Source organism: Bradyrhizobium sp. USDA 4369, assembly GCF_054056435.1.
This window is the reverse complement of sequence record NZ_JBSRYH010000001.1, coordinates 4359393-4384554: the sequence shown is the minus strand read 5'-3', so window position 1 is coordinate 4384554 and position 25162 is coordinate 4359393. Positions and strand designations below refer to the sequence as shown.

Annotated in this window: 23 protein-coding genes and 1 pseudogene; 11 read left to right on the top strand and 13 right to left on the bottom strand. The window is 65.6% G+C overall.

Annotation, left to right across the window (positions count from 1 at the left end):
• Nucleotides 1–98: 98 nt before the first annotated feature.
• From ACVIJ6_RS19675 to ACVIJ6_RS19665, 3 genes are read left to right on the top strand one after another with little or no spacing between them, the layout of a single operon-like run.
• The gene (locus ACVIJ6_RS19675) at nt 99–1226 is read left to right on the top strand and encodes an efflux RND transporter periplasmic adaptor subunit (protein ID WP_456774038.1); all 1128 of its coding nucleotides are present in this window, start codon (nt 99–101) and stop codon (nt 1224–1226) included.
• A complete protein-coding gene (locus tag ACVIJ6_RS19670) occupies nt 1223–4300 on the top strand; it encodes an efflux RND transporter permease subunit (protein ID WP_456774037.1) in 3078 nt (1025 codons plus the stop codon). Before ACVIJ6_RS19675 ends, ACVIJ6_RS19670 begins: the two co-directional genes overlap by 4 nt.
• Complete coding sequence (locus tag ACVIJ6_RS19665) at nt 4297–4608, top strand: DUF3240 family protein (protein ID WP_456774036.1); 312 nt, start codon at nt 4297–4299, stop codon at nt 4606–4608. The genes ACVIJ6_RS19670 and ACVIJ6_RS19665 overlap by 4 nt, the downstream gene beginning before the upstream one ends.
• Nucleotides 4609–4702: 94 nt before the next feature.
• On the opposite strand, the gene bfr is transcribed toward ACVIJ6_RS19665, so the two are convergent.
• From bfr to ACVIJ6_RS19650, 3 genes are all read right to left on the bottom strand, one after another.
• Nucleotides 4703–5188: a bacterioferritin gene (gene bfr, locus ACVIJ6_RS19660; RefSeq protein ID WP_008964970.1), complete on the bottom strand. Its 486-nt coding sequence runs from the start codon at nt 5186–5188 to the stop codon at nt 4703–4705.
• Between the two features lie 119 nt (nt 5189–5307).
• Nucleotides 5308–5586: a (2Fe-2S)-binding protein gene (locus ACVIJ6_RS19655; protein ID WP_012046113.1), complete on the bottom strand. Its 279-nt coding sequence runs from the start codon at nt 5584–5586 to the stop codon at nt 5308–5310.
• 178 nt (nt 5587–5764) lie between these two features.
• Complete coding sequence (locus ACVIJ6_RS19650; protein ID WP_456774035.1) at nt 5765–6037, bottom strand: hypothetical protein; 273 nt, start codon at nt 6035–6037, stop codon at nt 5765–5767.
• A 166-nt stretch (nt 6038–6203) separates the two neighbouring features.
• Here ACVIJ6_RS19650 and ACVIJ6_RS19645 point away from each other — a divergent pair, with 166 nt between their 5' ends.
• Complete coding sequence (locus ACVIJ6_RS19645) at nt 6204–6542, top strand: hypothetical protein (protein ID WP_012046115.1); 339 nt, start codon at nt 6204–6206, stop codon at nt 6540–6542.
• A gap of 219 nt (nt 6543–6761) precedes the next feature.
• Nucleotides 6762–7058, top strand: a complete 297-nt coding sequence (locus ACVIJ6_RS19640) for a hypothetical protein (RefSeq protein ID WP_456774034.1) — start codon at nt 6762–6764, stop codon at nt 7056–7058.
• A gap of 85 nt (nt 7059–7143) precedes the next feature.
• Here ACVIJ6_RS19640 and ACVIJ6_RS19635 read toward each other — a convergent pair whose 3' ends face one another.
• The 4 genes from ACVIJ6_RS19635 to ettA all read right to left on the bottom strand — a co-directional run bounded on the left by ACVIJ6_RS19635 (nt 7144) and on the right by ettA (nt 11007).
• Nucleotides 7144–8379 (bottom strand): lytic murein transglycosylase, encoded by a 1236-nt coding sequence (locus tag ACVIJ6_RS19635; protein ID WP_456774033.1) that lies wholly within the window; start codon nt 8377–8379, stop codon nt 7144–7146.
• Nucleotides 8380–8383: 4 nt separating this feature from the next.
• Nucleotides 8384–8584 carry a hypothetical protein gene (locus ACVIJ6_RS19630; protein ID WP_456774032.1) on the bottom strand — a complete coding sequence of 67 codons (201 nt, stop codon included), beginning with the start codon at nt 8582–8584 and terminating at the stop codon, nt 8384–8386.
• A gap of 58 nt (nt 8585–8642) precedes the next feature.
• On the bottom strand, nt 8643–9224 hold the full coding sequence (locus ACVIJ6_RS19625) for a TIGR00645 family protein (RefSeq protein ID WP_456774031.1): 582 nt from the start codon (nt 9222–9224) through the stop codon (nt 8643–8645).
• A gap of 133 nt (nt 9225–9357) precedes the next feature.
• Nucleotides 9358–11007, bottom strand: a complete 1650-nt coding sequence (gene ettA, locus ACVIJ6_RS19620; RefSeq protein ID WP_456774030.1) for an energy-dependent translational throttle protein EttA — start codon at nt 11005–11007, stop codon at nt 9358–9360.
• Between the two features lie 304 nt (nt 11008–11311).
• Between ettA and ACVIJ6_RS19615 the strand changes: the two genes are divergently transcribed.
• The gene (locus ACVIJ6_RS19615) at nt 11312–11530 is read left to right on the top strand and encodes a hypothetical protein (protein ID WP_456774029.1); all 219 of its coding nucleotides are present in this window, start codon (nt 11312–11314) and stop codon (nt 11528–11530) included.
• 120 nt (nt 11531–11650) lie between these two features.
• Nucleotides 11651–12613, top strand: a complete 963-nt coding sequence (locus tag ACVIJ6_RS19610; RefSeq protein ID WP_456774028.1) for a D-2-hydroxyacid dehydrogenase family protein — start codon at nt 11651–11653, stop codon at nt 12611–12613.
• Nucleotides 12614–12688: 75 nt separating this feature from the next.
• Here ACVIJ6_RS19610 and ACVIJ6_RS19605 read toward each other — a convergent pair whose 3' ends face one another.
• Nucleotides 12689–13912, bottom strand: a complete 1224-nt coding sequence (locus ACVIJ6_RS19605; RefSeq protein WP_456774027.1) for a L,D-transpeptidase family protein — start codon at nt 13910–13912, stop codon at nt 12689–12691.
• Nucleotides 13913–14276: 364 nt separating this feature from the next.
• On the opposite strand from ACVIJ6_RS19605, the gene ACVIJ6_RS19600 reads away from it, so the two are divergent.
• Entirely contained in the window at nt 14277–15284 is a 1008-nt protein-coding gene (locus ACVIJ6_RS19600; RefSeq protein WP_456774026.1) for a hypothetical protein, read from the top strand.
• Nucleotides 15285–15290: 6 nt separating this feature from the next.
• Here the strand turns inward: ACVIJ6_RS19600 and sseA are convergent.
• The 3 genes and pseudogenes from sseA to ACVIJ6_RS19585 form a co-directional block, all read right to left on the bottom strand.
• A pseudogene (sseA, locus tag ACVIJ6_RS19595) lies at nt 15291–16149 on the bottom strand (3-mercaptopyruvate sulfurtransferase).
• 123 nt (nt 16150–16272) lie between these two features.
• Nucleotides 16273–16686, bottom strand: a complete 414-nt coding sequence (locus tag ACVIJ6_RS19590; protein ID WP_456774025.1) for a rhodanese-like domain-containing protein — start codon at nt 16684–16686, stop codon at nt 16273–16275.
• Nucleotides 16687–16777: 91 nt separating this feature from the next.
• Nucleotides 16778–17953 carry a vWA domain-containing protein gene (locus ACVIJ6_RS19585; protein ID WP_456774024.1) on the bottom strand — a complete coding sequence of 392 codons (1176 nt, stop codon included), beginning with the start codon at nt 17951–17953 and terminating at the stop codon, nt 16778–16780.
• 117 nt (nt 17954–18070) lie between these two features.
• On the opposite strand from ACVIJ6_RS19585, the gene ACVIJ6_RS19580 reads away from it, so the two are divergent.
• Together ACVIJ6_RS19580 and ACVIJ6_RS19575 are read left to right on the top strand one after the other, a co-directional pair.
• Nucleotides 18071–18316 carry a GlsB/YeaQ/YmgE family stress response membrane protein gene (locus tag ACVIJ6_RS19580; protein ID WP_456774023.1) on the top strand — a complete coding sequence of 82 codons (246 nt, stop codon included), beginning with the start codon at nt 18071–18073 and terminating at the stop codon, nt 18314–18316.
• Nucleotides 18317–18425: 109 nt separating this feature from the next.
• Nucleotides 18426–19268 carry an AAA family ATPase gene (locus ACVIJ6_RS19575; RefSeq protein WP_456774022.1) on the top strand — a complete coding sequence of 281 codons (843 nt, stop codon included), beginning with the start codon at nt 18426–18428 and terminating at the stop codon, nt 19266–19268.
• A 61-nt stretch (nt 19269–19329) separates the two neighbouring features.
• Here ACVIJ6_RS19575 and ACVIJ6_RS19570 read toward each other — a convergent pair whose 3' ends face one another.
• Together ACVIJ6_RS19570 and ACVIJ6_RS19565 are read right to left on the bottom strand one after the other, a co-directional pair.
• Nucleotides 19330–19695, bottom strand: a complete 366-nt coding sequence (locus tag ACVIJ6_RS19570) for a response regulator (protein WP_456774021.1) — start codon at nt 19693–19695, stop codon at nt 19330–19332.
• Nucleotides 19688–23377 (bottom strand): PAS domain-containing protein, encoded by a 3690-nt coding sequence (locus ACVIJ6_RS19565; protein WP_456774020.1) that lies wholly within the window; start codon nt 23375–23377, stop codon nt 19688–19690. The genes ACVIJ6_RS19570 and ACVIJ6_RS19565 overlap by 8 nt, the downstream gene beginning before the upstream one ends.
• 235 nt (nt 23378–23612) lie before the next feature.
• On the opposite strand from ACVIJ6_RS19565, the gene ACVIJ6_RS19560 reads away from it, so the two are divergent.
• Nucleotides 23613–25127, top strand: a complete 1515-nt coding sequence (locus tag ACVIJ6_RS19560; RefSeq protein ID WP_456774019.1) for a helicase HerA domain-containing protein — start codon at nt 23613–23615, stop codon at nt 25125–25127.
• Nucleotides 25128–25162: the final 35 nt, after the last annotated feature.

The following is a 25162-nucleotide window of genomic DNA, read 5'->3' as shown; positions in this document are numbered from 1 at the left end:
GAAAAGGTGCGCATGCCTTGACGCAGGTCGACAGTCGCGGAAATGGCAGAAATCAGCTATGACTATGTCATTCTCCGAACTGGAAACGATCCTCGCCAATGCCGACGCTGTTCCGTGTTGCCTGTTATTTGCCGCGCGCCCTGATGGCGAGCGGACTCGTCCTGTTGGCACTCGGGACGGTGCCCGCCAAAGCGGTGGCCGAGGATGTGAAGCTCACCGCCGAGCAGGCGCGCAATCTCGGCATCCGCGTCACGCATCCCCTCCCGAGTCCGACCGACAAGACGCTGCCCTATCCGGCGCAGATCGTCATCCCCACACCTCAGCTCTGGGTCGTCAGCGCCCCCGTGGCCGGCATGGTCACGAATCTGGCGGTCGGCCGCGGTGACCGCGTTACCGCCGGACAACCGCTGCTGACATTGGAGAGTCCGAGCTTCGTCTCGCTGCAACGTGAATATCTGCATGCGCTGGCCCAGGAGGTTCTCGCCGCTCAGCAGTTGAAGCGGAACGCCGATCTGTTCGACGGCAAGGCGGTGCCGCAGCGCGTGCTGGAATCCAGCCAGGCCGAAGCACGCCAGGCCAGCATCGTGGTCGCGGAGCGACGGCAGATGCTGCATCTCAGCGGTCTCTCCGACGACGCGATCGCGCGCCTGACCAACGAAGCGGCGATCAGCGCCACCTTGACGGTGAACGCACCCCAGGCCGCTTCGGTGGTCGAGATCGCGGTGTCGCCGGGCCAGCGGATGGAGCAGTCCGCACCGCTGGTGAAACTCGCACGGCTGTCGCCGCTCTGGGTCGAGATTGCGATTCCGGCCACGAATATCGGCGCGATCAAGATCGGCGCCAAGGTCGAGATCGACGGCTATCCGACTCCGGGCCGCGTCATCCTGGTTTCCGAGACAACCGATGCCGCCACCCAGACGATCCTCGTCCGGGCCGAAATTCCGAACAATGGCGAATTGCATTCCGGACAGACTGCGGCCGCGCGCATCGGCTTCATCTCTGCGGGGGAGAGCGCCTGGGAGATCCCGTATAGCGGCCTCGTCCGGCGCGGCGAGCAGACCTCGATCTTCGTCGCGATCGAGGGCGGCTTCCGGCAGGTTCCGGTGACGCTGCTCGCCGAGGATCAGGATCACGTCGTCGTATCAGGTCCGATCACCGAGCAGAACGACGTCGCCGTCGGCGGCATCTCGGCGCTCCGCGGCATTCTCTTGCGGCTGGGGCAATGATGCTGCAGCGCCTCGTCGCATTCGCGCTGTCGCAACGGCTGTTCGTCCTCCTGAGCGTACTGCTGCTGATCGGCGCCGCCGCCGTGTTCCTGCCGAGCCTGCCGATCGACGCTTTCCCTGACGTCTCGCCGGTTCAGGTCAAGATCATCATGAAGGCGCCCGGTCTCACCCCCGAGGAGGTCGAGCAGCGCGTCACCGTGCCGATCGAGCTTGAGCTGCTCGGCCTGCCGAACAAGAGGATCCTGCGCTCCACCACGAAATACGCGCTGGCCGACATCACGGTCGATTTCGAGGATGGCACCGACATCTACTGGGCACGCAACCAGGTGTCGGAACGGCTCTCGAACATCTCCCGCGACTTCCCCGACGGCGTGAGCGGCGGCCTTGCGCCGATCACGAGCCCGCTCGGCGAGATGTTCATGTTCACGATCGACAGTCCGGAGCTGTCGCTCGCGGAGCGGCGGAGCCTGCTCGACTGGGTGATCCGGCCTGCGCTCCGCACGGTGCCCGGCGTGGCCGATGTCAACGCGCTGGGCGGCCAGGTCCGGGCGTTCGAGATCGTTCCCCGGACCGATGCGCTGGCCGCGCGCGGCATCTCCTATGAGCTGTTTCGCAAGGCGATCGAGGCCAACAGCCGCAACGACGGCGCCGGCCGCGTCAACCAGGGCGAAGACAGTGCGCTGGTGCGCATCGAGGGCAGCATCCGCGGCATCGACGACATCAAGGCCATCGTCGTGGATACGCGAGATGGCATCCCGATCCGCGTCAGCGACGTCGCCCGGGTGCGGATCGGGGCGCTGACCCGCTATGGCGCGGTCACGGCCGACGGCAAGGGCGAAACCGTGGAGGGCCTCGTGCTCGGGCTGCGCGGCGCCAATGCCGGCCAGTTGGTGCGCGACGTGCGCGACCGGCTCGAGGAGCTGAAGCCGTCGCTGCCGGCCAGCGTCAGCATCAACGTGTTCTATGACCGCAGCAAGCTGGTCAACCGCGCGGTCGGCACCGTCGTGCGGGCGCTCGGCGAGGCCACGGTCCTGGTCGTCGTGCTGCTGCTGCTGTTCCTCGGCAATTGGCGCGCCTCGCTCGTGATCGCGCTGAGCCTGCCGCTTGCCATCGCAATGGCGCTGCTGGTGATGCGCGCCGTCGGAATGTCGGCCAACCTGATGAGTCTCGGCGGGCTCGCCATCGCTATCGGCATGCTGATCGATGCGCTGGTGGTCGTGGTCGAGAACATCGTCGGCAATCTCGGCAAGCATGATCAGAGCCGAAACGCACCCTTGGTCCACATCGTGTTCCGCTCCGTCTGCGAGGTCCTGCAGCCGGTGGCCTCGGGCGTCCTGATCATCATCATCGTCTTCGTGCCGCTGCTGACCTTGCAGGGCCTCGAAGGCAAGCTGTTCATCCCGGTCGCGCTGGCCATCATATTCGCGCTGGCGGCGTCGCTGCTGCTCGCACTGACCGTGATCCCCGTCGCGACCTCATTCGCGCTCACATCGGCATCCCACCATGATCCTCTGCTGATCCGCGCAGCCCAGCGCGTCTACGCACCTGCGCTCGGATGGGCGCTCGGCAATGAGCGCAAGGTCATCCTCGCCGCGATGCTGTGTCTCGTCGCCGCCGGCTATGACTACAGCCGGCTCGGCAAGACCTTCATGCCGACGATGGACGAAGGCGACATCATCGTCAGCGTCGAAACCCTCCCCTCCGTCAACCTCGACGAATCGCTCGCCATCAATGCCAGGCTGCAGACCGCCTTGATGAAGGTGCCCGATGTCGCCGGGATCATCGCGCGCACCGGCTCCGATGAGCTCGGCCTGGATCCCATGGGCCCCAATCAGACCGACACCTTCCTGGTGCTCAAGCCGGCGGAGCAGCGGCAGAGCGAAAACCGCGAAGCCCTGCTGCAGAAGCTTCGCGACGTGCTCAGCGATTTTCCAGGCATCTCGCTGAGCTTTACCCAACCGATCGACATGCGCGTCCAGGAGATGATCAGCGGCGTCCGCGGCGACGTGGCCGTGAAGATCTTCGGTCCTGACATCGCCAAACTCAACGACATCGCCGCCAGGCTTTCGACGATCCTGTCGGGCATCGATGGCGCGGAGGACGTCTATACGACGCTGAACGAGGGAGCGCAGTACTACACGGTCACAGTCAACCGGTTGGAAGCCGGCCGCCTCGGTCTCACCGTCGACTCCATCGCCACCTCCTTGCGCACCCAGATCGAGGGACGGACGATCGGCACTGCGCTGGAAAGCGGCCGCCGCACCCCGATCCTGGTGCGCGGCGGCGAAGCCACGCGCGAGGCTCCGACCCTGCTCGCAATGCTGCCGCTCACGCTGGCTGCCGGACAACATGTCGCCCTGTCGCAGGTCGCGCGCATTCAGCGGGTCGACGGCCCGGTGAAGATCGACCGCGAGGACGGCAATCGCATGAGCGTGGTGCGCAGCAATGTTCGTGGCCGCGACATGGTCGGCTTCGTCCAGGCGGCCCAGCAGAAAGTGGCCGCGGAGCTGCAGCTCCCGGCCGGCTATCGGCTGACCTGGGGCGGCCAGTTCGAGAACCAGCAGCGCGCTGCCGCGCGCCTGTCCGTCGTCGTGCCGGTCGCGATCGGGCTGATCTTCGTGCTGCTCTTCACCACCTTCGGCTCCGTTCGCCAAGCCCTGCTGGTGCTGATCAACATTCCCTTCGCCCTGATCGGCGGCGTGTTCGCACTGGTCTCGACCGGCGAATATCTGTCGGTGCCGGCCTCGGTCGGCTTCATCGCGCTGCTGGGAATCGCCGTTCTCAACGGCGTCGTGCTGGTCTCTCACTTCAACCAGCTTCGCACGCAGGGGTTGGCGGAGCAGCTCATCGTCGTTGAGGGCGCCAAGCGCAGGCTTCGGCCGGTGCTGATGACGGCGAGCATCACCGCGCTTGGACTGGTTCCTCTGTTGTTTGCCTCCGGGCCGGGATCCGAGGTTCAGCGTCCCCTGGCCATCGTCGTGATCGGTGGACTGCTGTCCTCCACCCTGCTCACGCTGATCCTGCTGCCGATTCTGTATCGTCGATACGGCGGGCCGTCCAAGGAGGCGAGATGACCAGCCAATCCGTCTGCCTGACGCTGATTGCCCCGTACGAGCTGCGCGGCGAGCTGTTCGACTATATCGCCGAGCAAACCGATCTGGTCACCGGCTTCACGGCCTCCGAGGTCGCCGGGCATGGCACGCGCATCCGGCTGCGCAGCGCTGCGGAGCGGGTCAAGGGACATGCCGACGAAGTCGCAGTGCAGATCGTGCTACAGGACAAAGACTTCGAGCAGTTGCTGGAGCGGCTCAAGAGCGCGTTCGCCGGAACGAAGCTCGTCTATTGGGTTGTCCCGGTGAGGACTTTCGGCGTCCTCGACTAAGCCGTTCCCACCCTCTCCGGAGTGGTCGATTCGGGGCCAGGCGTGTTCGGCCCTGAATCGACCAGCGCCAAGAGCAAGCGCCGGAGGGCGGAGATCAGTGCTCGCTTTCGAGCCCGCCCACATGCTTCTGGGTGTAGAGTTCGAGGCCGATGCGGCCGATCAGATCGAGCTGAGTTTCGAGGAAATCGATGTGATGCTCCTCGTCCTTCATCAACTGTTCGAACAGGTCGCGCGAGACGTAGTCCTTCACCCCGTGACAATAGGTTGCGGCCTCCTGGTACAGCGTCCGCGCGGCGATCTCGGCGGCGAGATCGCATTCGATGATCTCCTTGACGTTCTGGCCGATGCGCAGCGGATCGAGCACCTGCATGTTCGGGAAACCGTCGAGAAACAGGATACGGTCGGTGAACTTGTCGGCGTGCTCCATCTCCTCGATGGATTCCTTGCGCCAGACCTTGGCCATCTCCAGAAGGCCCCAGTTGTTCAGCAGGCGATAATGCAGCCAATACTGGTTGATGGCAGTCAGCTCGCTGCGCAATCCCTTGTTGAGATATTCGATGACCTTTGGGTCGCCCTGCATAGATAAGCTCCGAAAAAGTTAGAGGCCGCAGGCGCTCAATAACAGGTTCGGAGTGCGGAGACGACTCTGTTCATGCGCATTTTCAGAGCGAAACAGCCGCGTTTACGGGCAAATACGGATCAGCAGGCAGCCAAGGCGAAGCGGCTTTGAAGGTCGTCATCGGCGGCCTGCACGGAAGCGTGCCCATGACCATGCTGGCAGCCTGTCTGACAGGCGCGCGCGCAGGGCCCCAGCGCCTCATCGATGATGCTCTTGATCGTGCGTGCACACCGTCCGCATTCCGCGCTGCAGCCAAGGCAGCCATAGACCTGCTTGGGGCTCCGCGGCGTTTCGTCCGCCGACTTCACCGCCTGGCGGATGTCGTGATCACTGATGACGTTGCAGGAACAAACAATCATGAGAAACCGGCCAATCCTCGTTGGTCAGCTATCGATAGTCATCCGCCCCTAGCCGCGCAAAGGGAAAACGGCGCTTTTGAAGCTATTCCAATCTCGCGATCAACCTAGAATGGATCCAATGATGCGACTTGCCGCAGATCAAACTGACAAAGATATTGATGGACGGGCAGCGCCGGGCTCAATCCCCTCCCCCGTCGCCGCCGCCATCTCCACCGCCGCTGTCGCCTCCGCCATCGATTGGATTTCCCATGGCATCGGTCGAGGTATTGAAGAACCAGCTCGTCAGACCGGAGCCGTCGGTGCCGCTGTCCGATACACCGGAGTCGCGGCGGGTATCATTGTCGGCAGGTGAGCGGCGCGCATCCCGGCGCCGGTCGGCCCGCACCAGCAGCACGTAACCGAGGGCCGAGGTCAGGCAGACGGCCATGGCGATGGCAATCGGGGTTGTCATGGCCGTCGTGCCCCACCGAAATATTTTGTGCAATGCAGCATTGAACGCATTCCGAATATGGGTCGTCCAACTGGACGAGCCCGTTCATTGATCATTCAAGCGGGATATGTGAATCTGGCGTGTGGCCCGATGCGCCACCTGCCGACCGAGTGAGAAAGGTGAGGTCATGAAGAAGACACTTGCGGCCCTGGCCGCCGTCGCGACGCTGTCGACCGCAGCGTTGGCTCCTGCTCCTGCTGAAGCGCGCAATGGTCGCGTGGCGGCCGGCGTAGCGGCGGGGCTGATCGGCGGCGCCCTGATTGGCGGTGCAATCGCAGCGGGCAGCAATCCCTATTACTACGGGCCCGGCTACACCTATTCTCCCGGCTACTCTTATGGACCCGGCTACTCGTATTACGGTGGCCCGGCCTACGTCGCCGACCCCGGTTATGAGTGCTATTGGCAGCGCCAGCGCTTCTGGGATGGTTATGGCTGGCGGATTCGCCGCGTGCGGGTGTGCGAGTGATCGTTCACCTTCATTAATTCCATGACCTTGCACTGGAATTTCGGATAGCCGTGGCCCGGTCGGCCACAAAAAACCGTTTTTCCGTCGCATGACGTCGGAGAGAGTTTACGAAGGGTTGACGAGTTGTCGTGTTTTCTCACGTCGCTGATGGCCCTTCGTCGAGCGTGCAAATCACCAACCGGGCGCCTTCAGGGGCGCTCCTCCAGGAGATCTCGGAACATGAAGAAGATCCTGACCGCATTGGTTGCGGTTGCGACAATCGCCGGCTCGCTGTCCGTGACCGCACCGGCCGCAAAGGCCGGCGACGTTGGCGCGGGCGTGGCTGCCGGTCTGATCGGCGGCGCTCTGCTTGGCGGTGCGATCGCGTCCAGCCGTCCGGCCTATGGCGGCCCGGTCTATGGCGGTCCGGTCTATGTCGAAGCTCCCCCGCCGGCCCCGCCGCCGTGCGTGTGGCGCCGTGAGCGCTATTGGGACGGCTATGGCTGGGTGTCTCGCCCGGTTCGCGTCTGCTACTGATTCCTGACGACGCATTTCGATGCGGCACCAGCCCGGCCCCATGGCCGGGCTTTTTGCTGCCCGCATCCAGCCTTTGCGGCGGCCGTCAGCGCGCGGCGTTGATCGCCTGCAACACCGTTTCGCTCGGCCAGCAATCGACCTTCAGGCCGGCCCTCTTCTGGAATGTGCCAAGCGCGGCGCGGGTCTGCATGCCCGCCTTGCCGTCGAGCTTGTCCGCATAGAGGCCGAGTCGCGTGAGCCCCTTCTGCATCGCCTCGACATCCTTGCTTCGCAGCTGCTGGGACGCCGACCACGGCGTCGCAAACCCGGCCTGGCTGCTCATGCGGTCGGCGAGATGGCCGACGAACAGCACGTAGAGGTCGGAGAAATTGTACTCCTTGATGACGAAGTAGTTCGCCGTCGTCAGGAACGCCGGGCCATAGATGCCTTCGGGCTGCAGCAGCGACGCCGGCTGTTGCTGCTCGGCGGCGCTCAACCGCTGTCCGCGCACCGGAACGAAGCCGGCCCGCAACCAATCGCCGATCGGTTTCTTCACCTCCGGCACGCCCATCGTGCAATCGACATCGGCCGGCGGCTTGACCTCATAGGCCCAGCGCAATCCGCTCTGCCATCCCTTGTTGGCGAGCTGTTTTGCCGCCGAGCCCAGCGCATCGGGCACGGAGTGCCAGAGATCGACCTTGCCGTCGCCGTCGAGATCGACGCCGTGCTTGTAGTACTCCGACGGCAGAAACTGGGTCAGGCCAACTGCCCCACCCCATGACGCCCTGAGGTCGCGGCGCGTCACGACACCGTCGCTCAGCATCTTCAACGCCATGATGAACTCGGTGCGATACTGGTCCTTGCGCCGGCCGACATAGGCCTGGGTCGCCAGCACGCGCAGCGCGTCATAGGGCAGCGCATAGCGGCCGAAATCGGTCTCGCGGCCCCAGATGGCGAGCACGATCGGACCGGGCACACCGAAGCGGCGCTCGATCTCGGCGAGCGCCGGGCGATATTGCCGGATCAGCTTCTGGCCATGCGCAGCCAGCCGCGCGATCGAGGCCTCCTTGATGTAGTCGGCCGGCACCTGCACGAACTCGGCCTGAGCCGGCGCCCCCGTCGCCGGACGGCCGGGCAGCAGCAGGTCCGGGAGCTTGTAGTCGGGCTCCAGCCCGCGTGTCTCGGTCTCGAATGCCGCGCGCGAGACACCCTGCTCCTTGGCTTCGGGCCAGAGCGAGGCGACGAACTGCGTGAAGGCGGCGTCGGCGGCGCGGGCCGGGCCGGCATGACACAGGACAGTGAACAGGCAGACGACAAGAAGATGACGGAGCAGACGCGGCACCGTGTCAGGCATCCTGGAGGCCAAGACGCCGTTCGATGTGCTCGATCCTCATGTCCATCCGGTCCAGCCGATTGGACATGCTGGCGTACTGGTTCTTGAGGTTCCCGATTCGCTGCTTCAGCTCGCGAATGTCCTCGCGCACATGGTCGAGAGCGCTGCGGATGTGGCGCAAATGCTCCAGCACGAGGTTCTCGACGTCAGTCATGACATCAGCCTAGCACATCCAGCGATCCCTGTGAAAGCCAGGTCGATAGACCCGTCGTTCAGTGCCCCGCCGCCTGCTTCGCGTCCTCGATCGCGGCATTCGACAGCTTGTCGACCATGGCGATGCCGATCGCCGACAGGATGAACACCGTATGAATGATGGTCTGCCACATCACGCCGGTCTCGGTGTAGGTCGACTTGCCCGATGACAGCGCGCCCGCCTCGATGAACGTCCGCAGCAGATGGATCGACGAAATGCCGATGATCGCCATCGCGAGCTTGATCTTCAGCACGCTGGCATTGACGTGGCTGAGCCATTCAGGCTCGTCGGGATGGCCCTGCAGATTGAGCCGCGACACGAAAGTCTCGTAGCCGCCGACGATCACCATCACGAGCAGGTTCGAGATCATGACGACGTCGATCAGTCCCAGCACGGCGAGCATGATCTGCTGCTCGGAGAAGTCGAAGGCGTGGGCGAACAGATGCCAGAGCTCCTTCAGGAAGAGCACGACATAGACGCCCTGCGCGATGATCAGCCCGACATAGAGCGGCAGCTGCAGCCAGCGCGATCCGAAGATCAGCATGGGGATGGGGCGCAGCGCTCCGCCCTTGGAGGACAGGGGCGCGTCGGGGGAAGACATGATCGGGAATCTCGCGGCTGGATGGGATTGCGGAACGACTATCTACGCAATCGCAGCCCGCGGAAAAGCGACAACTGGCCGCAGCCGGGGCGCGACGCTTTGTCTCCCGAGAGACAGCGTCGCGCCACGCGGATCAGCGCGTCAGCTTCTTGTACTTGACCCGGTGCGGGATGACGCTGTCCTGGCCGAGCCGGCGCATCTTGTCCTTCTCATAGTCCTGGAAGTTGCCTTCGAACCATTCGACATGGCTGTCGCCCTCGAAGGCCAGCATGTGAGTGGCGATACGGTCGAGGAACCAGCGATCGTGGCTGATGATGACGGCGCAGCCGGCGAAATCCTCCAGCGCCTCTTCGAGCGCGCGCAGGGTGTCGACGTCGAGATCGTTGGTCGGCTCGTCGAGCAGCAGGACGTTGGCGCCGGACTTCAGCATCTTGGCGAGATGCACGCGATTGCGCTCACCGCCGGAGAGCGCGCCGACCTTCTTCTGCTGGTCGGCACCCTTGAAGTTGAACGACGAGCAATAGCCGCGCGAGTTGACCTCCTTCTTGCCGAGCAGGATCAGCTCATTGCCGCCGGAGATCTCCTCCCACACCGTCTTGTTGCCGTCGAGCGCATCTCGCGACTGGTCGACATAGCCGAGATGCACGGTCTCGCCGACGGTGATGCTGCCGGCGTCCGGCTTCTCCTGCCCGGTGATCATGCGGAACAGCGTGGTCTTGCCGGCGCCGTTCGGGCCGATGACACCGACGATGCCGCCCGGCGGCAGCTTGAAGGTGAGATTGTCGATCAACAGACGATCGCCGAAGCTCTTGGTCAGGCCTTCGAAATCGATGACGTTGTTGCCGAGGCGCTCGGCCACGGGAATGATGATCTGCGCGGTCTGGGTCTGCTTCTCGCTGGCCTTCTTGAGCAGCTCCTCGTAGCGCTGGTAGCGCGCCTTGGACTTGGCCTGGCGGGCCTTCGGCGAGGCCGCGATCCACTCCTGCTCGCGCGCCAACGTGCGCTGATGCGCGGCCTCCTCGCGGCCCTCCTGCTCCAGCCGCTTCTGCTTCTGCTGCAGCCAGGACGAGTAGTTGCCCTCGTAGGGAATGCCCTTGCCGCGATCGAGCTCGAGGATCCAGCTGGTGACGTTGTCGAGGAAGTAGCGGTCGTGGGTGACGATCAGGATCGCGCCGGGATAGTTGCGCAGATGGCCTTCCAGCCAGGACACCGATTCGGCGTCGAGATGGTTGGTCGGCTCGTCGAGCAGCAGCAGCTCGGGCTGATCGAGCAGCAGCCGACACAGCGCGACGCGGCGTCGCTCACCGCCGGAGAGCTTGCTGACGTCGGCATCGTCGGGCGGACAGCGCAGCGCATCCATCGCCTGGTCGACCTTGCTGTCGAGATCCCACAGGCCCTGGGCCTCGATCTCGTCCTGCAGCTTGGTCATCTCGTCGGCGGTTTCCTCGGAATAGTTCATCGCCAGCTCGTTGTAGCGATCGAGGATCGCCTTCTGCTTGCCGACGCCGAGCATGACGTTCTCGCGCACCGTGAGCTTGGGATCGAGCTGCGGCTCCTGCTCGAGGTAGCCGACGCGGGCGCCCTCGGCGACCCAGGCCTCGCCGGTGTACTCCTTGTCGATGCCTGCCATGATCTTGAGCAGGGTCGATTTACCCGACCCGTTGACACCGAGCACGCCGATCTTGGCGTCGGGATAGAAGGACAGGTGGATGTTATCGAGCACCTTGCGGGTCGGGTAGGTCTTGGACAGACCCTGCATGAAGTAGACGAACTGGCGCGCCATCGCGTGTCCCTCGGAAAACTGCCGGATTTTTCGGAAAATGGTTGCCGCTGATGTAACCGCGCGGTCCCCAAAGGGCAACCGGCGAGGCAGCCTTGGTCGCAGCGATCACCGGGAGAATTGCGCTCGAAGCGCGGCCCTACCCGCCTTTGGCCCACGGTCGATTACGGGTTCAACACCATGTGTGCGGTCGATCACGACAATTGCAACCATCTTTTAATTAATTCGGCGGGACACTCGGTCTCGGCGCGCAAGAATCACGCGCCCAATCGGCAAAAGCCCGAGACGACAACAGCGAGAGCCCGTCATGGCAACCTTCACGTCAGCCTCCCTATCCGCTTCCGCGGCAGAACGCCGAAACCGCTCCCGTCTCCTGGACGACGTCCGGGGCTTCCTTCGTGAATTCATCGCCCGCACCTTCAATCCATACCGGCCGGAACTGCACTATATGCGCGGTCCAGGGCCGGCTTGGCGCGCCAAATATGGCAGCGACGCCGCGTTCCGTCTCAAGACCGACCTCGACTGAGCTGTCGCGCCCCCGCACGAAGCGGGGCGGCGCCTTGCGCCCTCGGCGCTTTGCGCGCAAGCATGTCCATTCTGACGGCGTTCACCGATCACGCCGTTGTCCCGATGAATGGACCTGACGATGACTCGGCTGCGCTGTGCAATTCTCGACGACTATTACGACTCGGCTCTCACGCTGGCGGATTGGCCCCGGCTCGCCGACAAAGTGGACGTGACGGCCTTCACACATCCCTTCGGCAGCGAGGACGCCGCCGCCGGCGCGCTCGGGGACATCGATATCGTCTGCGCGATGCGTGAACGGACGCCGTTCCCCCGCACGCTGATCGAACGCCTGCCGAAGCTGAAGCTCCTGATCACCTCGGGCATGCGCAATGCCGCCATCGACATGGACGCCGCCAAGGGCCGCGGCATCGTGGTCTGCGGCACCCAATACGGCCGCGACCCCACGGCGCCGCTGACGATGGGCCTGATCCTGGAACTGACCCGCAAGATCGGCCAGGAAAACGCGCGCATGCATGCTGGCGCCGCGTGGCAGGCGCTCGGCGGTGTCGAGATCGAGGGCAAGACGCTGGGGATCGTCGGACTTGGCAAGCTCGGCAGCAAGGTCGCGGGGCTCGCCAAGGCGTTCGGCATGAACGTGATGGCGTGGAGCCCGAACCTGACGCCCGAACACTGCCAGGAGGCCGGCGTCGGCTACGCCACGAAGGAGGCGTTGTTCGCAACCGCCGACATCATCACCATCCACATCGTGCTCGGCGACCGCTCACGCGGACTGGTCGGCGCGGCGGACATCGCCCGGATGAAGCCGAGTGCCTATCTCGTCAACACGTCGCGCGCGCCGATCGTGGACGAGGCGGCCCTGCTCCAAGCCTTGCGCGACAAGCGCATCGCGGGTGCAGCGCTCGACGTATTCACGATGGAGCCGCTTCCGGTGCCGCACCCGCTGCGCGGGCTCGACAACGTCGTGCTCACGCCGCATCTCGGCTATGTCACGGAAGAGAGCTTTCGGGCTCATTACAGCCAGATGGTTGAATGCATCGCCGCCTGGCTCGGCGGAGGCGAGCCGCCGCGCCGGCTCGCCTGATCTCAGCCGCGCACAGCGCTCCAAAGCAAAACACCCTCCGAGCGGAGGGTGTTTTCGTCAGTTCTGGAAGCGGTCTCAGCGGATCGTCACCGGCGGCGGCAACGGCTGAACGGTAGTCGGCTGGTTGCCCGGCACGGCGGCCTGGGCCTGGACCGGAGCCTGCGCCGGACCTGCGGCCGCGGCGGCCATGTTCTTGGCCGAGCCCGGCGGCGGTCCACCGGGCATGACGACCACGCGGGTGCCAACCTTGACGCGATCGAACAGGTCGGAGACGTCATCGTTGAGCATGCCGATGCAGCCCGACGACACGAACTTGCCGATCGTCGACGGCTGGTTGGTGCCATGGATCCGGTACACGGTCGAACCGAGATACATCGCGCGGGCGCCGAGCGGATTGCCCGGGCCACCGGCCATGAAGCGCGGCAGATAAGGCTGGCGCTCGATCATCTCGCTCGGCGGATACCAGTCCGGCCACTCGGTCTTCTTGGTGATCTTCTGCACGCCGGTCCAAGTGAAGCCTTCGCGACCGACACGGACGCCGTAGCGCATCGCACGGCCGTTCCCGAGCACCAGATAGAGGTAGGTGTTGGGGGTATCGACGACGATGGTTCCCGGCGGCTCCTTGGTGACGAAGTCGACCTCCTGGCGGCGCAGATTGGCCGGCAGCGGCGCCGGCGCGGCATCCGGCTGCTCCTCGGGCGGCAGAGCCGCCACGGTGAGCGGCCGATCGCCCGTCGAAGCCTGCACGCTCCCCGTGACGGCCCCGCCCACGGCTCCTGGCGGACGCAGCGCACCGGCATCGCCCCCGGGCGCGCCATTGCCATAGGTCCCGCCATAAGCCTGCTGAGCGGACGCGGGACGATCGCTATAGATCACCGGCGGCGGGCCGGCCGGGCGGCCGTAACGCGGATCATCCGGAGACATCACCGGGCCGGTCGGAGCTGCGCTATAAACCGGCGCGCTGCCCGTCCGTCCATAGCGGGGATCGTCGGGCGACAAGATCGGACCGCTCGGGGCCGCACCATAGACCGGCGCATTGGCGGGACGACCATAGCGCGGATCATCTGGTGACAAGACCGGGCCGGGCGGCGGCAGCGCGGCCGAATTGCCGGGCATGTCCTCGTCGTCAAGTGCGTCGAAATCCGGACCACGGCCGCGGGTGTCAGCCGGGTAAGGGGTCGGCGCGGGCGAATAAGCACCAGGTGCAGTCTGATAGACCTGCTGCGCCCCAGCAAACGTCGTTGCCGTCGCGCCCGCTGCCGCGACCGCGCAAACCGTCAGGATTTGTCTGATCATCATTGCCCTTGCAGTATCCCCAAGCCGCCGATTGGGTCATCTGCCTTGCCAAATGGCCGAAGATAGCGGCGCATTCAAGACATTTTGGGCCAAGTCGGTCCCAGTTCGGCGATTTGTGATCATGTCTCCGTCGTTGCACGGAAGTCTCACGCCGCTGAAAAAGTGCAACGAAGCCGCCGCGAACCCCACAGACGCCTCGATTTGACGAGCGAGCCGGAACGCTTGCGGTATTGTGAACCTAGCCTGATTCGCGATGCACGGCAGAAGCCGGCCCCGTCGCGAACGCGGCATTCCCTGTGATCACCGCGTTCCCCACTGGCTCGAAGGTCTCGGCGGCTCCCCGCTGCCGCGGCGAGAGTTTTCGTCAATGCTTCCCGGCTTCCGTTTCCTTGTCGCCGCGATCGTCTGCTCCATCTCTCTTACCATCTTCGGCATGGGCGCGGCGGCCCTGTTGCGCGCCGCCCACGAGCAGTTTGCCAGCAACTCGTCATGGCATGCGACTCAGGCGTCGGGCTTCACGACGTTCCTGCCGCCGGCGGAACCCGCTCCCGTTCTGGCCGTGCTGCGGGTCGACTCCCTCCCACCGCAACCGCAGACGCCGCCTGCCACGGTCACCGATACGCCCGCAACGGCAGTGCTGCCGGCTGAGCCGCCGAGCGTGCCGCCGGCCGCGGAGACAGTCGAGGTGACCACGACCGCCGAATCGCCTGCATTGCCGACGCCCTCCTTGCCCGCGGAGACGGTCGATACGACCGCTGTGACGGTCCTGCCGAAGACGTTGACCGCACCAGTTGATCGCATCGAGAGCGCGGCGCCGGATCGCGGCATGGCTGACGACGCTGCGAGGACGATCGCGACCGTCGAAAAGCTCGCGGACAAGCCGCGATTGGACACGACTCCGCAAGCAGCCCCGACCGTTCAGACCGACGCCGTGGCCGCACCGACACCATCCCCCCAGGTCCTCGCCAGCGCTGACCCGGCGATGACAACGCCGGCCGTTCCCGCACCCGCGCCAGCAACGCCCCCAGATGATCCGATCGCGGCCAAGCTCGCAGCGCTCGGCGAACAGCCCACCCGCCAGGAGAGGCCAGCAGCCGGCGAGCATCGGGCCTCGGTCAAGGTCGCGAGCGTCCAGTTGCGCCGAAGCATCATGAAGAAGCGTCAGGCCCGGGAGAAGCAGATGGCCGCGCGCCGGGCCAAGCAGCGGCGCATCGCGGAGCGCGCCCGGGCGGCCCGGCAGGCCGCCGCCCAGCAGGCGCAATTCCCGGATCCGTTCCAGCAACAGCCGGGCTTCGGTCAACCGCCATTCGGTCAGCCGCAGACTTTCGGACAGCAGGCGGCAGGACAGCAGGCCGCGGGGCCGCGGACGCGATAATGGACCTCAGGCCGGGCCGGTGACAACCGGCGGGCCGTTCTCGGCGCCCCATTCAGACCAGGATCCGTCGTAGAGCGCGGTGTCGCGGATGCCCAGACGGTACAGCGCCAAGGTCAGCACGGCGGCCGACACGCCGGAGCCGCACGATGTGACGATCGGCTTCGCCAGGTCCACCCCGGCCACACCGAAAGCGCTCCGCAACTGGTCGAGCGGCTTCATCACGCCGGTGGCCGCGTCGAACAGCTCGGCAATAGGGCAGATTGCGGCTGCCCGGAATGTGGCCGGACCGCAGGCCCGGCCGCGGCTCGGCCACCGCGCCGGCAAAGCGCGGCGCCGGTCGCGCATCGATCACCTGCTCAGCGCGCTCCGCCAGATTGGCGACCATCTGCTCGATCTTCCGCACCCGCGCCGCATCGAAGTGCGCGCCGTAGGTGCCGAGCGTGGGCGTGACCTGGCCGCTGTCGATCGGCCGCCCCTCGGCGGTCCACTTCTTCAGGCCGCCATCCAGGACGCGCACATCCGCGTGGCCGAACGACAGGAACATCCACCAGGCGCGCGGCGCGGCGACCCAGCCGCCGGCGTCATAGACCACCACGATGTCGCCATTGCTGACGCCCAGCCGGGCGGCATCACGGCCGAACTGCTCGGCGCTCGGATACATATGCGGCAGCGGGTTGGCATGGTCCGAGACCTCGTCGACATCGAAGAACACGGCGCCGGGGATATGGCCCTTGAGATAGTCGTCCTTCGGCAGCGGCAGCACGCCGGGCAATTTGAAGGTCGCATCGAGCACCTTGACCCTGGGATCGCCGAGATGGGCCGCGAGCCAATCGGTCGAAACGAGAGGGTCATTGGGGATGGTCATGGCCTGGGCTCCAACGTCACTTCAATGCGGCGAAGCCGGGCTTGATCCGGCGACGCATCTTGTTCAAGCGCTTTGTTCAGGCGATGGACACACGGGTCAAGACCTCGCGCGCGTCCCTGGCGTTCAATCCTTCTTCTTCGGCGCCCACGCCTCCACCGGTCCGCCCGCCTCACGCCAGGAGGCGAAGCCGCCGCCGATGTGGGCGACCGGCTTCAGGCCCATATCCTGCGCGGTCTTGGCCGCCAGCGCCGAGCGCAGGCCGCCCGCGCAATGGAAAATGAAGGTCTTGTCCTGTTGGAAGATCGGCTTGGCGTAGGGGCTTTGCGGATCAATCCAGAATTCCAGCATGCCGCGGGTGCAGGAAAATGCGCCGGGGATCCGGCCGTCACGCTCGATCTCGCGCGGATCGCGGATGTCGACGATCACGACGTCGTCGCGCTTGGCGGCTTCGATCGCCTCGGTCGCCGAGAGCGTGGCAATCTCCGCATTGGCTTCATCGAGCAGCGCCTTGATGCCGCGGGTGATGGTCTGGGGCATGAGCTCTTCCTGAACAATCTCAAGCTTTGCGGGTTGGGCCGCTGTCGCCCGCCGGAATGCTGGCATCCTTGGGCACAGCAGAACCTGGATCTTACCGCACCAGCTCCTTCATCGCCGCTTCCAATCCCTCGATCGTGATCGGATACATCCGCTCCGAAAAGATGCGGCGAATGATGGTGGTGGATTCCGAATAGTCCCAGTGCTTCTGGGCGACCGGATTGAGCCACACCGTATGCGGATAGGTGCGGATCACGCGATCGAGCCACACCGAGCCCGGTTCCTCGTTGACGTGCTCGACCGAGCCGCCGGGGACCATGATCTCGTAAGGCGACATCGAGGCATCGCCGACGAACACCACCTTGTAGTCGTGCGGATATTTGTGCAGTACGTCCCAGGTCGGCGTGCGGTCGGTGAAACGCCGCTTGTTCTGCTTCCAAACGCCTTCATAAAGGCAATTGTGGAAGTAGAAATATTCCATGTGCTTGAATTCGCTTTTCGCCGCCGAGAACAGCTCTTCGACCTGGGCGATGTGCGAGTCCATGGAGCCGCCGATGTCGAAGAACACCAGCACCTTCACCGCATTGCGCCGCTCAGGCCGCAGATGCACGTCGAGATAGCCGTGATTGGCGGTTTCGCGGATCGTGGTGTCGAGATCGAGTTCATCTGGCGCGCCGGTTCGGGCGAATTTGCGCAGCCGGCGCAGCGCCACCTTGATGTTGCGGATGCCAAGCTCGACATTGCCGTCGAGATCCTTGAACTCGCGCCGGTCCCAGACCTTGACGGCCCGGTTGTTGCGGTTCTTCTCCTGGCCGATCCGGACACCTTCGGGATTGTAGCCGTAGGCGCCGAATGGCGAGGTCCCGGCCGTGCCGATCCACTTGTTGCCGCCCTGATGCCGCCCCTTCTGCTCTTCCAGGCGCTTCCTCAGCGTCTCCATGAGCTTGTCCCAGCCCATGGCCTCGATCTCTTTCTTCTCTTCCTCGGTCAGGTACTTCTCGGCCAGCTTCTTCAGCCACTCCTCGGGGATTTCCGCCTTCTCCATCGCGTCCAGCAGGTTCTCCAACCCCTTGAAGACGGAGCCGAACACGCGATCGAACTTGTCGAGATTGCGCTCGTCCTTCACCAGGGCGGTGCGCGACAGATAGTAGAAATTCTCGACCGAATGCTCGGCGAGATCGGCGTCGACGGCCTCCATCAGCGTGAGATACTCACGCAAGGAGACCGGGACCTGCGCGTCGCGCAGCGCTGTGAAGAATTGCAGGAACATGCCCATTAGATCGCCCGGCCGGGAGGGCGCGTCAAGGGCCGCCCCGACGCTTGCGGCCTGGACCCGCCGGGTTTTTGCTCTACAATCCGTGGAGCAACAGGTGGAATGGGGGCTTTCATGAGTATCATTGCGGCGCTGATCATCGGCGCGATCGCGGGTTGGCTGGCCGGCCTGATCGTCCGCGGTGCCGGTTTCGGCCTGATCGGCAATATCGTCATCGGCATCATCGGCGCACTGGTGGCAGGCTACGTGCTGCCAGCGCTGCATATCACGCTCGCCAGCGGCACGCTGGGGGCGATCCTGGACGCCACGATCGGTGCCGTGATCGTGCTCGTGATCCTCTCTCTGATCAGGCGCGCTTGATTATTTCCGCTTGCAATGGCAGCCATCATATCAAAGCTGCGCGGCGACAAGGCCGCGTAGCCACTCAACGCAAGTTCAACAATAAGCTTTGGATGACAAGCGAGGCGCGATGAAATTTACCGGCACTCAGGATTACGTCGCCACCGACGACCTCAAAGTAGCCGTCAACGCGGCGATCGTGCTCGAGCGCCCGCTCCTGGTGAAGGGGGAGCCGGGGACCGGCAAGACGGTGCTGGCCGAGGAAGTCGCCAAGGCGGTCAACGCGCCGCTGCTCACCTGGCATATCAAGTCGACGACGAAAGCCCAGCAGGGCCTGTATGAATACGACGCGGTGTCGCGCCTGCGCGACAGCCAGCTCGGCGACAGCCGCGTGTCGGACATCAAGAACTACATCAAGCGCGGCAAGCTGTGGGAGGCGTTCACCGCCGAGCAGCGCCCGGTGCTCTTGATCGACGAGATCGACAAGGCCGATATCGAGTTTCCGAACGACCTCTTGCTCGAGCTCGACCGGATGGAATTCCACGTCTACGAGACCGGCGAGACCATCAAGGCCAAGCTGCGTCCGATCGTGATCATCACCTCGAACAACGAGAAGGAACTGCCGGACGCGTTTCTGCGCCGCTGCTTCTTCCACTACATCAAGTTCCCGGATGCCGACACGATGGGGCGCATCGTCGATGTGCACTTCCCGAACATCAAGAAGCGGCTGGTCGAGGAAGCCTTGCGCATCTTCTTCGAGGTTCGCGACGTGCCCGGCCTGAAGAAGAAGCCGTCAACCTCCGAACTGCTCGACTGGCTCAAGCTGCTGCTGAACGAGGACATCGGGCCCGAGCAGCTGCGCGAGCGCGATCCGCGCAAGCTGATCCCGCCGCTGCACGGCGCGCTCCTGAAGAACGAGCAAGACGTGCATCTGTTCGAGCGATTGGCATTTCTGAGCCGGCGCGAGGTTTGACCTCGCGTCCGCGCAGGCGGAAGTGACACGGGCGGAGCAGATCGTCCCTCCCCGCCCGCCGTCAGGCCAAGCGTCCGAGCGCGCGAATGATGCCGTCGACCGCGATCGGCTTCTCGCAGCGGAGGATGTTTGCGAAGCGGTCGGGAATGACGGACTCGTCATATCCCGTCGTGAATATGAAGGGGACGCCGCGCTCGATCAACAGATCAGCAACCGGGAACGCCATCTCGCCGCGCAGATTCACGTCGAGCACGGCACCATCGATCCGCGCCTCGTGCTTGGCAAGCGCGAGCGCGTCCGCGACGGTTCCGACCGGCCCGAGCACCGTTGCGCCGGCATCGCCGATTTCGCAGCGCAATTCGTCAGCCAGCATATATTCATCCTCGACGACGAGGATGACGCGATCACGCAGCGGGCGTTCAAGCATGCTCATCGAGCTCCAGCGTGCTGAGCGAAACGGGGATCGAAATCGTGCAGCAGACCCCGTCGGGCGCGAATGTGTATGAGGTTTTCGCGCTGAGCTGGTAGGGCAAAGCCTGCTCGATCAGCTCGCGCCCCTGCCCCGTGCCGACGGGTCCCGCGCCAAGTGGCGGCATGTCGACGCCGCTTTCCTGCCACGCGATATTGAGCCACGGTTTTCCGTCGGCGCCGCTCCGCTCCAGCGACCATTGCACCGAGAGCCGGCCCGCAGGTTGCGCGAGCGCACCATATTTGACGGCATTGGTCGCGAGCTCATGCAGCGCCATTGCGAGCATCTGCACGGTGGATGATCGCAGCCGAACGCCAGCGGGTCCGTCGAGCACGATCCGCTCGGATCCGCCGGCAACAGCCGAGAGCTCAGTGCGGATCAGATCATCGAAGGCGACCCGGTCGTGCTCTCCGAGCCGGGACAGCAAGCCCTGGACGCGCGACAAAGCCTCGAGTCGATCGCGGAAGCGGACGCGAAAATCGGACAAATCGGTGCTGGCACGCGCCGTCTTGTCCGCCGTCGAGCGCACGACGCCCAGAAGATTGCGTGTGCGATGCTGCAGCTCGGCGACCAGCACCTTCTGCCGTTCCTCCCATTCGCGCCGCTCCGTCATGTCGACCATCGCGCCGGTCATGCGGATCGGCTGCCCGGCCTCGTCGTAGAAGAAGCGCCCGCGTCCATACAGGTAGCGAATGACTCCGTCCGGATGCACGACGCGAAACTCGCTGACAAACTCCTGGCGCGTCTGCATCGCCTGACGCAGCGCGGCCTCGGCCGCGGGGCGGTCCGCGGGATGGATCCGCGCCGTCCAGGCGTCATAGCTCGGCGTGACCTCGCCGACGCCGTAGCCTTCCATGCGGAAGTGCTCATCCGACCAGTAGACCTCGCCGGTGGTGACGTTCCAATCCCACAAGCCGAGCCGCCCGACTTCCACTGCGCTGCGCAGGCGCTCCTCGCTCTTGCGCAGCTCATGCTCGGCCTGCTTCTGCTCGGTGATCTCACGCGCGGTGCCGAACCACTCGACGATATCGCCGCTGCCGTCGAGCATCGGGATGGCGCGCGAATGCGCCCACCCCAGCGTGCCATCAGCCCGTATGATGCGATGCTCCAGCTCGAAGATGCTCTTCGCCTCGATCGCTCGTGCGATCGCCGCCATCATCTGCGCCTGATCATCGGGATGAATGTATTTCGCGAGCCAGCGTTGGCTCGGAGCCAGGGTGTGAGGAACGAAATCCTTGCCCTGCAGATAGCGCATCTCCGTCCCGTCCGGACTCATCCGATAGACGATGTCCGAGCTGGCGGTCACGAAGACACGAAAGAGCTCCGCGCTGGCACGCAGGCTCTCGGTCGCCTCGGCGCGAAGCTGCGCCATCTTGAGATGCGCCTCGACGCGGGCGAGGAGCTCGCGGGCGCTGAACGGCTTGATCAGATAATCGTCCGCGCCGGCCTGCATGCCCTCGACGCGGCTCTCCTCGCCCGCGCGCGCGGACAACAGGATGATCGGAACGGTGCTGACCTTGGGATCGGCGCGCACCCGAGCGAGCAGCTGCATGCCATCGATCCGCGGCATCATCACATCCGACAGAACGAGATCAGGCTTGGCTCGGGCCATGGCGGCGAGCGCCGCCTCGCCGTCCCCGACCGTCTCGACCTCGTAACGCGCTTCGAGCAGCCGGCGAACGTAGTCCCGCATATCGGCATTGTCGTCGGCGAGAAGAATGCGCGCGCGAGCCCCGGTGCGGTCCTGCAAGGGCACACTCTGGACGACATCGGCAACGACATGAGCCTCGAGGGGCGACGCATCCGGCAGCCAGCGCAAGGCCTCCTCGATGAATGGCTGCGCGCCGAGTCGCCCGGTGTTCGGCGCCGCCTTGATCCGTTCGGCCGGCAGATGACTCTTGCCGCAGGGGATGCGGACCGTGAACGTGCTGCCCTGCCCGAGCGAACTCGTCACATCGACCGACCCCGCATGCAGTCTTGCGAGCTGGTGCACCAGCGCGAGGCCGATCCCCGATCCTTCATGCGTGCGGCCGCGGGCATCCGCGACACGATGGAACCGCTCGAACAGCTTCGGCAGCTCATCTTGCGGAATCCCGGTCCCGGTGTCCCGGATGCTGAGCTCGAAATTGCCTTGGGAAACGATCAGCCTGACCCCGATCTCGCCTGAAAAGGTGAACTTGAACGCGTTGAAGAGCAGATTGAGGACGATCTTTTCCCACATCTCGCGATCGACATAGGCCGGCTCCGGCAATGGCGGACAATCGACGATCAGCTTCAGGCCAGCGCTCTCGACCGCCGAGCGGAACACGCCGGCCAGATCGGCAGTCAAGCGTGCGAGATCGGTCGGCGCATAGGTGCCCTGCGCCCGGCCGGCCCCGATGCGGGAGAAATCCAACAGCGTGTTGACCAGCTTGAGCAGGCGCAGCGCATTGCGCTGGGCGATCTCCAGCCGCTCTCGATCCTCCGGCGAGAGTGCCGGGGATCGCGTCAGGACATCCTCGAGCGGCCCCAGCATCAGGGTCAGCGGGGTACGAAACTCGTGGCTGACATTGGCAAAGAACTCGGTCTTCGCCGGATCGATCTCGGCGAGCGCCTTCGCGCGCCGCCGCTCCTCTTCGTAGGCGAGCGTCTCGGCAAACGAGCTGGCGAGCTGCGTGGCCATCAGCTCAAAGAAGCCCTGATGCTCGGCGTCGAGCGCACGGCGCGGATTGACGCCGCAGATCAGGACCGCGGTGGCGCGCTCGCGCCCGGTCGCGACCGGCAAGGCGAGCGCCAGTTGCGGCGGCTCTGGCCAGACGCCGGCGGGGAGAGACATGGTCGCATGGTCGAGCGCGACGCGGATCGGCGCCGCGGCTCCCAATGCGGCGCGGATCGGCCATGGCGAACCGTCTGCGACCGCGAGATCAATCTGCAGCGGAGCCATGCTGCTGCCGGGCTGCACGCCGGCGGCGCCGAGCAGCCGCGCGGAGTCTCCGTCCTCGCTCGGCTGATAGATCAGCGCAAAGGGGACATCATGCCGGTTCTCCGCAAGAACCTCGGCGACCCCTTGACCGGCCTCCTGCAGGCTGTCGGCTCGCCCGCGAGCTGCCAGGTCGCGCAAGGTCCGCATGCGGCGCTCGCCCACCACCTTCGCGGTGGTCTCGATGACTGGCGTGAAGATGCCACCGACGCCGCCGCTCTCGTCGCGAATCGGCGAATAGGAGAACGAGAAGTAGGTCTCCTCAACGTAGCCGTGGCGGTCCATGAACAGCGGCAAATCGCGCGCGCGGGTCGCCTCGCCACGTGCGATCACCTGCTGCAGCATCGGACCGATGACCTCCCAGATCTCGGGCCAGACCGCGCGGCCCGGAGCGCCGAGCGCGGCGGGATGCTTCCGCGAGCCGAGGATCGGACGGTACTCGTCATTGTAGAGCATGACGAGCTCGGGTCCCCACCAGATCAGGATCGGGAACGCACAGTCGAGGCAGGTGCTGACGGTGGTCCGGAGCGATTGGGGCCAGAACTCGGGCAGGCCGAGCGGCGTTCGGGACCAGTCATGGACGCGCATCAGCGCGCCCATCTCGCCGCCTCCCTGGAGGAAATCGGCTCCGGGCACGCTCGGCCGAAACGCGGCGCGCGCGGCGCCCGGATGCTCGTTCACGCTATGCCCCTTTCAGCTTCAGAGTAGCGCGATCCGCGGCAGCACGCCAAGCGGGCGGCTTCCGCCGCCAACAATCCGTTCATGATCGAACTCGCTCGACGTCGAGAAGTTCCCAGCTTCGGGAACCATCCACAGGCACCATCGAACACGGGACAACCCCGCTGCGGCGGCTCGACGGGCTGGCTTCGGCTTGTTATGCGGCCGGTCCGCGAGATGCGCGTTTGAGTCGGGGCACATGACCATTGCGATCGAGATGGGGCAGACGGCGGCGGGATCGCCTGCCGCCCTGGACCTCGAGGAACTCCTGGCGACCCGCCTCCTCGTGCAAGGCAATTCCGGCTCCGGCAAGTCGCACCTGCTGCGCCGGTTGCTGGAACAGAGCGCGCCCTGGGTGCAGCAGACCATCATCGATCCCGAAGGCGATTTCGTCACCTTGGCCGAGCGCTTCGGCCATCTCGTGATCGCGGCCGAGGACCACACCGAGCGCGCGCTGCAGGTGGCCGGCGAGCGGGCGCGCATTCATCGCGTCTCGACCGTGCTCAACCTCGAAGGGCTTGACGCCGAAAACCAGATGCGGCGCGCGGCGGCCTTCCTCAACGGCCTGTTCGAGATCGGCCGGGACCATTGGTACCCGATGCTGGTCGTCGTCGACGAAGCCCAGCTGTTCGCCCCCGCGGTTGCCGGCGAGGTCTCCGACGAGGCGCGCAAGGCCTCGCTCGGCGCGATGACCAACCTGATGTGCCGCGGCCGCAAGCGCGGGCTGGCCGGGGTGATCGCGACGCAGCGGCTGGCCAAGCTCGCCAAGAACGTCGCGGCCGAGGCCTCGAACTTCCTGATGGGCCGCACCTTCCTCGACATCGACATGGCCCGCGCCGCCGACCTGCTCGGCATGGAGCGGCGCCAGGCCGAGGCGTTCCGCGACCTCGAGCGCGGCCAGTTCATGGCGCTCGGCCCGGCGCTGTCGCGCCGGCCGCTCGGCCTGCGGATCGGCCCGACCGACACCAAGCCGCGCAACGCGACGCCGCGGCTGACGCCGCTGCCCGAGGCCTCGCTCGAGGACGCCCGCGCCGTCATCCTCGCCGCACCGCCGCCCGAGACCACCGCGCGTCCGCAGCGCAAGCCGCAGCCCGAGCTGCTCGACCAGCTGATCGCGGCGAAGTCCGCCGCGCTCGAGTTCCGGCCCGAGCCGCCGGCCCCCGAGGTCAGCGAGGAGGAGCTCGCCGAGCGCCGCGCCCGCGTCGAGCGCGTGCTGCGCGCGGTGCTGGCCGAGCCCGACGCCGGCTTCCGCGCCGTCGGCGTGCTCTACCAGGAGTTCGTCGTCCGCTGCCGCATCGAGGGGCTCGGCACCGCCGTGCCCGATCTCAACGACTTCCGCCGCATGCTGACCCGCGCCCGCGCCGGCCTCGGCGGCGACGCGGCGTCCGACGACGCCGGCTGGCAGGACGTCACCTTGCGCGCCTCGCTGCTGCCGGAGGACATGCAGGGCGTGTTCATGATGATCGCCCGCGCCGCCAAGGACGGCCGCCCCTGCCCGAGCGACGCGGCGATTGCCCGCGCCTACGGCTCGCATTCGCTGCGCCGGGCGCAGCGGCTGCTGACCTATATCGAGGACCAGGGCCTGATCGTCTGCCAGCTCGATGGCGCCGGCCGCCGCATCGTCACTCTGGTCGAGCTCGCCTGGGCAACGGCGCCCGGCGATCCAAATGCCGCCGACGATACGGCCGCCGAAGGCCTCGTCGCTTCATCGTGAGGATGCGCCCGGATCGCTCCGGGCGCATCCCGATG